Here is a 9,834-nt window from a genome sequence, read left to right on the forward strand (position 1 = left end):
CCCTCCCTTCCTTATGCCGTGGGTTGCTCGGCGAACTGTTCCCGCAGCCACTCGTAGCCTTTCTCCTCCAGCTCCAGGGCCAGCTCCGGCCCGCCGGAGGCCACGATGCGGCCGTTATACATCACGTGGACGAAGTGGGGCTTAACATAGTTCAGGATCCGCTGGTAGTGGGTGATCAACAGGATCCCCATGTGAGGGCCGAAGATCCGGTTGATCCCCTCGGCCACCGTGCGCACCCCGTCGATGTCCAGCCCCGAGTCCGTCTCATCCAGGATGGCCATCTCCGGCTGGAGCACGGCCATCTGGAGGATCTCCAGGCGCTTCTTCTCGCCGCCCGAGAAGCCGTCGTTAACATAGCGAGCGGCGAAGGAATCCTCCAGCCCGAGCAGGGCCAGCTTCTCCCGAAGGAGTTTCCGGAACTCCGGGATCGGAATCCCCTTGTCTTCCGGGTTGAGACGCTTGCGGCGCTCATTGAGGGCGGTGCGCAGGAAGTTCGCCACCGTGACCCCGGGCACCGCCACCGGATACTGGAAGGCCAGGAACAGGCCCAGATGCGCCCGCTCATCCGGGGGAAGCTCCAGGATGTTCCGCCCCTTCCAGAGCACCTCCCCCTGCTCCACGGTATAAGCAGGATGCCCCATCAGAACATACGCGAGGGTGGTCTTGCCGGAACCGTTCGGGCCCATCAGGGCATGGATCTCCCCCTTGCGAACCGTCAGGTTCACCCCCCGCAGGACGGGTTTGCCCTCTACCCGAACGTGCAGGTCCCGAATGATCAGCGCATCCTCCATCGTCGCATGACCTCCCGATCGATAGGTGTGGGATCTCTTCCTCTCTTGCCACGCCCTCGTCGGCACAAAGAGGGGAGGAGAAACCGGAGCCAGCGATCGATCTCCTGGGGCAGGGAAGACCCCCGCCTCTGGCTCCCGAACTCAGGCCTTATCTTACCACGCCGATCTGTGTTTGTCAATACTTTTCATAGAAATCAGAGAAATTGACAATGGGAGCGCGGTCCGGTAAGATAGAGAAAGAGCCGTCCGGGGCGGATGAAAGCCTGGAAGTCCTATCCGGGCTCTAAGGCAGGAAACTCTTGGTCGGGCAACGGAGTAGGAGAAGGAGCGGGCGATGAGCCAGACCCGTCAGCAAATCCTGCAGCGTTTAAAGGAACGGGGGCGGATGACTGTCGCTCAGCTCGCGGAAGAGCTGGGGCTGACGCCGGTTACGGTTCATTATCACTTAAATATCCTGCAACGTCAAGGGCTAGTGGATGCCCAGCTGGAGCGTCGGGGTGTAGGGCGGCCCCGGCTGATCTTCTTCCTGCGGGAGGAGGCCCTCTCCCAGTTTCCCCATGGCTATCATCGACTGGCTGCCCGTCTCCTGAACGAATTGAAAGCCCGTTTGCCGGAGGAAGAAATCCACCGCCTGTTCATCGCGATGGCCCGGGAGATCGCGGTGGAACACGGAGAACGGGTGCGGGCCTGTAAGACCCTGGAGGAGAAGCTGGAGGCGCTGGTCGAGCTGCTGGGGGAGGAGGGCTTCTTGGCCCGCTGGGAGCAGCTGGGCAATGAGCTGCGCCTGCATCAATACAACTGCCCATATAACTATGTGGTCCATCACCATCCGGAAGTGTGTGATCTGGATCGCACCCTGATCGCCCTGACGCTGGGAGCCGATGTGGAGCGCTCCAGTTGCATCTTAAGTGGGGATATATGCTGCACCTTCATCATCAAGCCGCAGTCCGGCCCGCTCTCTGTGGAGCTTCCGTCTGGAACCCGCGGATAGGCGGGAGGGGAGACGGGTGGCTCCGCATGTGCGTTTGTGCCTTCCATAACGGCTCGGAGGAGCCATCCGCCCCGGCCTCCAAAGCTCCCAGGAGAACATCCCGAGCCTAATATCAAGGAGGATGCCGATGAGCGAGATGAATCCGAATGCGGCCTCTCCTTCTCCATCCTCGGAATCCCATGAAGAGCTGGTCCAGAAAATCCGGGAGGCCCTCCGGGCGGTGGTGGATCCCGAGATCGGCATGAATGTGGTCCAGCTGGGCCTGATTCGGAACATTGAAATCCAGCCGGACCTCATTCAGATTACCATGATCCTCACCACCCCCTTCTGCCCGGCAGGCCCCTACCTTCTGGAGCAGGTGCGTTATGTGACCGAGCAGGTCACGGGCCGGCCGACGAAGGTGACGCTGAGCATGGAGATGTGGGATCCCTCTATGATGGAAGAGGAAGCCCTGGCGGAGTGGGGATTGTGGTGAAGGAATGGATAGCCGGAGGCAGCTGACCCCTTTTCAAACACGCGCTCAGGGGGCCGGAAGGATCACGCTGCGATCCTCCGGCTGTTTTCCGTTCCACTCGACCGCAGCTCGTTCCCCGGTTTCCAGATCATAGAGCCCAATCCGAAAGGCAGCGGGTCGTATGCCGGCCGGGATCGGGTGGCGATCGATGATCCGATCCCCCGGGCGCCATGCGTCGGCTGGCGCGAGCCCGCCGGCCACCGGTCCATCGGCCTGGCCGATCATCCGCCCCTCCGGGTCAAGGAGGTGAACGAACACTTGCCATCGACGGCCAGGCGCCGCCTCCGCTTCCCAGAGCAGGATCAGCTCTCCAGTTGATCTCTCCACCCGCCAGCCTCGAAGCACAATTCCCCCATCCAGGCGCGGGGCTGGATCCAGCGGGTTGAATCCCTCCTCCCCCGTGGAAGCCTCTCTCACCAGCCAGATGCGATGCAACGGGATCCAGCTCAGATCCTCCCGGAACACATAGATGGCGTGATCCGGCAGCGCATCCCGGAGCTCGTGGAAGCCCATGGGGGACGCTGGCGTGAACCAGTTCGGATAGAGCGCCTCTACTCGCGCGCTCCGCACCCACCCCGCCGGCCGATCTGTCAGATCCGGCCCGCCGTTGATCCGGATATACCAGGCCAGCTGCCGATCGTCCGTGATCAGCACGGCCCCTGCTCCTCCATAGGGATAGGGATCGTAACGGGCTCGGAACCAGCGATAGCCCACGTTGTAAGGCGGGTTCACGAAGATCATGGGGTGCGCTTCCGCTGCCCTAGCGGCCTGGGCCATTCCCCGGAGGATCGTGGTTGCATCCCGGTAATAGCCCAGCGAGCTGGTGAGGAACAGAAAGGCAATCGTCAGCGTGCCTCCCATGATCGCTCCGGCCGCGATACGACCCCATATTCCCCGCTGCCGGGTGCCCTCCAGGACGCCTGCCCAGGCCAGGGCGCTCCAGAGACCGGGGATGAGCAGCATTCGCGGATAGTTCATCATACCGGAAGCGGGACCCCAGAAGATCAGTGCCGGGGCGATGCTGACCCCAAACCCCCAGAACCCCAGGGGGACTGTCCATCGGGGCCGGGCCCATAGGGCCATCCCCACCGTGATCCCGAACCCCAGCCCCAGGAAGGCCCAATCCTCGGGTCGCAGCGCCCGCAGGAGGATCGGTCGGGGCGCGAACAGGGCCTTCCACAGGGCCCCGAAGATCGGCCCCAGAGGATGCAGCCAGCCCTGCATGGCGTAGAGGCTGCTTTCCAGGGTGAAGAGGGGCAGGGCCAGGACACCCGGGTCGCCCCGGGGAAGGGTGCGCCAGAACAGCATGTAACCGGCTCCCAGGGCGAAGCCCATCGGGATCGCGCGACCCAAAACGGGGAACCGGCCTGGGCGCGCCACTGCGATCCCCAGCAGCCACGCCGGCCAGACGATGCCGGTCTCGTGGGAGAGGATGGCGGCCAGATAGGCTCCCAGGCCGGCGAGGACGCTTCCCATGGTCCCCCGGGAGCCGGGACGGAGGATCACCAGGGTGGCGATCAGCATCCAGAACAGGGCGAGGCTGTGGACAGATCCCATCACGAAGGCGATGGGTTCGTGCGCGAAGGGGAAGAGGCCGAACAGCGCCGTCGCGCTCCAGGCGAGGGCGGGCGAGGCTCCCAGGCGCCGGAGGACCACATAGCCCATGGCCGTGTTCAGCATGTGCGTGCTCAGAGTGAGGAAGTGGAAAACGGCGCCGTCGTAACCGAATCCCCGCTGGACCATCCAGAACACCGACATCGAGAGCGGCCGGTAGTGCAGGAAACCCTGAGCGCCCTGAAAAAGGGTGCGGGGATCTCGATGGGCGAGGACGGAAAACAGGAGATCGTCGGAGAAGAAGCCGACGGAAAGCACGGGCATGTAAAGGGCGAAGATCAGGAGGAAGAGGATGCCCCCACCCCAGGCTCTGCGGATCCGGAAGGGACGTTCTATCAGAAGAGAAGGTGGGAAGACGAGCGGAGCCCGCTGCATCGGCGATTCTTTCCGATCCATAGGTAAAGGGTACTGGTGGCAGGGACAGGGATGTGCTCTCTTATGGGCTCAGGAACACCCAGAGCGCCGGCCCGAAGAGGGCCAGACCGACCAGGACGGCGGCGATCGCGCAGAGCAGGACCATCCCGGCGGACACGTCCTTGGCGATCCGGGCCAGCGGATGAGGATGCGGGCTGGTCAGGTCCACCACGGCCTCCAGCGCGGTGTTGAGCAGCTCCGCCGCCCAGACCATGGCGATGGTCAGAACCAGGATGGCCCAGCGGAGCGCGTCGAAGCGAAGCAACCCTGCCAGGGCCACCACCATCGCTGTGATGACCGTGTGGATCCGGAGGTTCCGCTGCGTTCGCCAGGCATAGCGCAACCCGGCGAAGGCGAATCCGAAGCTTTCCCATACGGTGCGGGCGCGCACGCTGGACGTTCCTCCCATCACCGGGCGCGGCGGATTTCCTCCACGGCCTGAGGGTTCTCCAGGGCGGAGAGATCGCCGGGGTCCCGTCCGAGATAGATGGCGCGGATCACCCGGCGCATCAGCTTGGCGTTGCGCGTCTTTGGGATATCCCGAACGAAGCGAACCTCTTTCGGTGCCAGGGCTTTCCCCATCCGATGCGCCACGTGCTCGATCAGGGCCGCTCGCAGGGTTTCATCCGGCTCATGGCCGGGTCGCAGCACCACGAAAGCCACCGGGACCTCGCCCCTGATCTCATCCGGAACGCCGATCACCGCCGCCTCGGCGACGGCCGGATGCTCCACGAGCACCGATTCCATCTCCGCCGGCCCCAGCCGTTTGCCGCCCACCTTCAACGTATCATCCGCCCGCCCCAGGATATACCAGAAGCCATCCTCATCGATGTAAACCAGATCCCCGTGATACCACATTCCTTCAAATCGCGACCAGTAGGTCTCCAGATAACGATCCGGGTCTCCCCAGAAGCTCCGGGTCATCCCGGGGTTGACATTGCGGATCACCAGGAGGCCCACCTCCTCCCGCACCGGCTTCCCTTCTTCGTCCACGCAGTCCGCCTGGACGCCGGGGACCACGGTGTTAAACGAACATGGCTTCAGCGGGCGGACCACCGTGCAGCCGAGGATGCCGCCGAAGACCTCGGTTCCGCCGGAGTAGTTAATGATGGGGCAGCGCTCCTTGCCGACATGGCGGAACGTCCACAGCCAGGGTTCGGGATTCCACGGCTCTCCGGTAGATCCCAGAAGCCGCAGGGAGGGCATGGGATGTCGGTCAGGCCATTCCTCCCCATATCGCATCATCGCCCGGATCAGGGTAGGGGAGATCCCCAGGATCGTCACCCCGTGGCGCTCCACCATGGACCACAGCCGGTCCGGCTCCGGGTAATCCGGCGCCCCGTCATACAGGAAGCAGGCCGCGCCCAGGGTGAGGCTGCCCAGGATCAGCCAGGGCCCCATCATCCAGCCGATGTCGGTCACCCAGTGGATGAGGTCGTCGGGCTTGAGGTCGAAGAGGTGATACATATCCTGGGCCGCTTTGATCGGCGCCCCGCCGTGGACGTGGACGGTGCCTTTGGGCCGGCCGGTGGTCCCGGAGGTGTAGATGATCATGAACGGCGTTTCGCTGGGGAACGCGGGGGCTTCACCACCGGGGGAATGGGGGGCGGTGATCTCATGGAGCCACTGATCCCGACCCTCATGCCACGGGATCAGATTCCCGGCCCGGCGGACGACCAGGGTTTTTTCCACACCTGGGGCCCCCTGAAGGGCTTCATCCGCGATCTCCTTCATCGGCACGATTCGCCCCCGCCGGGGGAATCCGTCGGCGGTGATCAAAAAACGAGCCCCCGCATCCTGCAAGCGCACCGCCACCGCTTCAGGGCCGAAGCCGGAGAACAGAGGGATGACGATAGCACCGATCCGCATGGCGGCCAGCAGGGCGAAAGCGACCTCCGGGATCATCGGAAGGAACAGACCGATTCGATCCCCGGGCTGCGCACCCATCGCCTGAAGCGCCCTCGCCAGTCGGGCGACCTCCTCGAAAACCTGGCGGTAAGTGTAGCGACGGATCTCCCCCTCTTCCCCTTCCCAGATCAGCGCCAGCCGATCCCCTCGCCCGGCCTCCAGGTGGCGATCCAGCGCGTTCTCCGTAGCGTTCAGGGTTCCGCCCACAAACCACTGCGCCCACGGGGCCCCACGACTGAGATCCACAGTTTCGCGATAGGGGGTCCGCCAGCGGAAACCGGTATCTTCGAAGAACGCTTTCCAGAACCCTGCGGGGTCGGCAAAGGACCACTCGAGGAAGGCTTCATAGGATGGGAAACCCAGACGGCGCATCTGCGCCAAGACGTTGCTGTGTTCCACGGTCTGGGGATCGGGACGCCACGTGATCTGAAGGTTTAACTCCTTCATAAGGCCCCCCGGGATCAGGTTGGGAGTCCCCTGAGGCGGTGAGGAATGGAACGTCCGGTGCATGGGAGATTTTAGCGCGAATCGGGAAGGCGATCACCCAACCGTGGGGGAGGCCGCAGGGCTTTCCCATCTTCCTGACTGGATTCACGCTGCCGGCCTCTCTTAATCTTCACGCAGATAACGGAGCTCGTGGGCTTTGCGCTCCAATTCTTCCCGGAAATCCGGATGGGCGATCCCAATCAGGGCGCGGGCCCGCTGGCGGATGGTCTTCCCATAGAGGTCCGCGACTCCCCACTCGGTGACCACGAAGCGAACGTGGTTGCGGGTGGTGGTGACCCCGGCGCCGGGTTTCAGCATGGGCACAATGCGGCTGACCACCGTGCCGTCCTTCAGGCGGGCGGTGCTGGGGAGGGCGATGATCGGCAACCCCCCACGGGATCGCGAGGCGCCATAGATGAAATCCAGCTGGCCTCCCACACCACTGTAAAACAAATGGCCGATGCTATCCGCGCAGACCTGGCCGGTCAGGTCCACCTCAATGGCGGAGTTGATGGCTACCATGCGCTCGTTCTGGGCGATAACGAACGGATCGTTCACATAGTCGGTGGGATGCAATTCGATAATCGGGTTGTCGTGAGCGAACTCATACAGTCGCCGCGTGCCCAGCATAAAGCCCGCCACGATCTTCCCCGGATGAAGGGTCTTCCGCTCCCCGGTGATCACTCCTCTCTCCACCAGGTCGATGATCCCATCAGAGAACAACTCGGTGTGGACCCCCAGGTCCTTGTGGTGGATGAGGGACCGGAGCACCGCGTCCGGGATGGCTCCGATCCCGGTCTGCAGCGTGGCGCCGTCCGGGATCATGGCGGCGATGTGTTCCGCGATGCGTCGGGCGACCTCGGACTGCTCGGCCATATGGACTTCGGGGAGAGGATACGATACGGGGACGATGGCGGTGAGCCGGGAGATATGGATGAAACTATCGCCCAGGGTTCGGGGCATGTGCTCGTTCACCTCGGCGATCACCATGCGAGCGGAATGAGCCGCCGGCTTGGTGATCCCCACTTCCACACCGAAGGAGCAGAACCCGTGCTCATCGGGTGGCGAGACCTGGATCAGGGCGACATCCAGGGGAAGGCGACCGCTGCGGAACAGGCCGGGGATCTCCGAAAGGAAGCAGGGGGTGAAATCCGCCCGGCCTTCCTGGACTGCCCGGCGGACGTTATCACTGATGAAGAGGGTGTTCACCCGGATGTGCCGCTCCATTCCGGGGGCGACGTAATCCGCGGGGCCCACGGTGAGGACCTGCACGATCTCCACGTTCTCCAGGTTGGGGGCGTATTCCACCAGGGCAGCCAGCAACCGCTGGGGGACGCCACAGTTTCCGGACAGGAAGACCCGCATCCCGGATCGGATGTGGCGGCGGATCGCTTCTTCCGCGGTCATCAGTTTTTCCCGGTAGATCTCCATCCACGACATCCGAGGCCTCCCGGAAAGGGATTCTTCAGTGACGGACCGAGGCTTCCAGTTCCAGAACACGGGCCAGCTCCGGATGCACCACCCGGCCCTCCCGGGTGTTGACGCCGCGGGCCAGGGCCGGGTTCCGGGCCAGGGCCTCCTCCAGGCCTAGCCGGGCGATCTCCTCCAGGAACGGCCACAGGGCGTTCGTCAGCGCATGGGTTGCCGTCCGCCCCAACACGCCGGTCATGTTCGGCACCGCATAGTGGATCACTTCTTCCTCCACAAAGATCGGGTCCCGATGAGTGGTTGGGCGGCTGGTTTCGACGCATCCGCCCTGATCGATGGAGATATCCATAATGAGCGCGCGCGGCTTCATCGTCCGGACCATCTCCCGGGTGATGAGGATGGGGGCGCGGGCGCCGGGCACCAGCACCGCGCCGATCAGCACATCCGCGAAGCGGACGACCTTACGCAGGTTGTAGGGATGCGAGATCATAGTCACGACGTGGCCGCCGAGCAGCTCTTCCAGACGCTGGAGCCGGCGGATGTCCTTATCCAGCACGTAGACGCTGGCCCCCATGCCAGCGAAAGCCCGTGCGGCGTTCGATCCAACGACTCCCGCTCCCAGGATCACCACTTCAGCGGGGGGGATGCCTGGGGCACCGCCCAGCAGGATCCCTTTGCCGCCGCGGTCGTTCTGAAGGAGCGTCGCGGCGACATGGGCGGCCATCCGTCCGGCGATCGTGCTGATCGGGGCGAGGATCGGAAGGCTTCCGTCATCGGCCTGCACGGTTTCGTAAGCGATGGCGGTGACCCGCCGCTGGAGGAGGAGGTCGATCTTATCTCGACGGGCAGCCGCCAGGTGAAGGAAACCCATCAGGGCCTGCCCCTCGCGGAGCCATTCGAACTCCTCCGGAGTCGGCCGGGCCACCTTGACCACCAGATCTGCCCGTCCGTAGACCTCCAGGCCGGAATATACAATCTGAGCCCCTGCATGGCGATAGTCCTCATCGGTGAAACCCGCGCCAAGGCCGGCCCCGCTCTCCACCCATACGGTGTGGCCGGCCTGAACCAGCATCTCCACCCCCGCAGGGGTGAGGCTCACCCGATATTCCTCTGTCCGACGCTCCTTCGGGATCCCAATGTGCATGCGAACCTCCGCGATCTCCGGTCTATTCCGCTGGCGAATCAATGTCGCAAAACAGGTCTCGGGGAAAGCGCAGTCCCTCTCCGTTGCTCTGGAAGATTAGGGAGGAAAGCCAGCCGTGCAATGCGCAATTTCTATCATATAATTGAGAACGGATTCGTGCTCCGGAGGCCCAGATGTCGATCGCATCCAAGGATCTGCCTGTCCTCCTGAAACTGCTGGAACAGCATCCAGAGTGGCGGGAAGCGCTGCGAGCTCTTCTGTTTTCCGAAGAGCTGCTGCAAATGCCTCAGGAGTTTGAGGGGTTCCGGGCGGAGGTCTATCGCCGGTTTGCCGAGCTGGCTGAAGCACTTACTCGTTCGATAGAGGCGCAAACCCGCTTGATCGAGGCGCAGACGGGCGTGGCGGAGCGGGTGGCCCGTCTGGAGGAGGTGGTGGCGCAGCTGGTGGAGGCGCAAGCCCGTCTGGAGGAGGCGATGGCGCAGCTGGCGGAGCGGGTGGGCCGTCTGGAGGAGGCGATGGCGCAGCTGGCGGAGCGGGTGGGCCG

At 63.9% G+C, this 9,834-nt stretch carries 8 protein-coding genes and 1 pseudogene; 3 read left to right on the forward strand and 6 right to left on the reverse strand.

Annotated features, from left to right (window positions below; all coding sequences use genetic code 11):
- Positions 1–11 precede the first annotated feature (11 nt).
- Positions 12–791: a Fe-S cluster assembly ATPase SufC gene (gene sufC, locus VAE54_RS11490; RefSeq protein ID WP_322802106.1), complete on the reverse strand. Its 780-nt coding sequence runs from the start codon at positions 789–791 to the stop codon at positions 12–14.
- A 334-nt stretch (positions 792–1,125) separates the two neighbouring features.
- On the opposite strand from sufC, the gene VAE54_RS11495 reads away from it, so the two are divergent.
- Complete coding sequence (locus tag VAE54_RS11495) at positions 1,126–1,782, forward strand: helix-turn-helix transcriptional regulator (protein ID WP_322802107.1); 657 nt, start codon at positions 1,126–1,128, stop codon at positions 1,780–1,782.
- A 127-nt stretch (positions 1,783–1,909) separates the two neighbouring features.
- Entirely contained in the window at positions 1,910–2,257 is a 348-nt protein-coding gene (locus VAE54_RS11500) for a metal-sulfur cluster assembly factor (RefSeq protein WP_322802108.1), read from the forward strand.
- 45 nt (positions 2,258–2,302) lie between these two features.
- On the opposite strand, the gene VAE54_RS11505 is transcribed toward VAE54_RS11500, so the two are convergent.
- The 5 genes from VAE54_RS11505 to ald form a co-directional block, all read right to left on the reverse strand.
- Entirely contained in the window at positions 2,303–4,285 is a 1,983-nt protein-coding gene (locus tag VAE54_RS11505; protein ID WP_322802109.1) for a hypothetical protein, read from the reverse strand.
- Between the two features lie 61 nt (positions 4,286–4,346).
- Positions 4,347–4,715 (reverse strand): diacylglycerol kinase family protein, encoded by a 369-nt coding sequence (locus VAE54_RS11510; RefSeq protein WP_322802110.1) that lies wholly within the window; start codon positions 4,713–4,715, stop codon positions 4,347–4,349.
- A gap of 17 nt (positions 4,716–4,732) precedes the next feature.
- Complete coding sequence (locus tag VAE54_RS11515) at positions 4,733–6,679, reverse strand: acetate--CoA ligase (protein WP_322802111.1); 1,947 nt, start codon at positions 6,677–6,679, stop codon at positions 4,733–4,735.
- Positions 6,680–6,841: 162 nt separating this feature from the next.
- Positions 6,842–8,149: an acetyl-CoA hydrolase/transferase family protein gene (locus VAE54_RS11520; RefSeq protein ID WP_416223799.1), complete on the reverse strand. Its 1,308-nt coding sequence runs from the start codon at positions 8,147–8,149 to the stop codon at positions 6,842–6,844.
- A gap of 34 nt (positions 8,150–8,183) precedes the next feature.
- Positions 8,184–9,290, reverse strand: a complete 1,107-nt coding sequence (ald, locus tag VAE54_RS11525; RefSeq protein WP_322802113.1) for an alanine dehydrogenase — start codon at positions 9,288–9,290, stop codon at positions 8,184–8,186.
- A 173-nt stretch (positions 9,291–9,463) separates the two neighbouring features.
- Here ald and VAE54_RS11530 point away from each other — a divergent pair.
- Positions 9,464–9,834, forward strand: a pseudogene (locus VAE54_RS11530) (hypothetical protein); the annotation flags it as partial.

The organism is Thermoflexus sp., assembly GCF_034432235.1.
Classification (GTDB): Bacteria; Chloroflexota; Anaerolineae; order Thermoflexales; family Thermoflexaceae; genus Thermoflexus.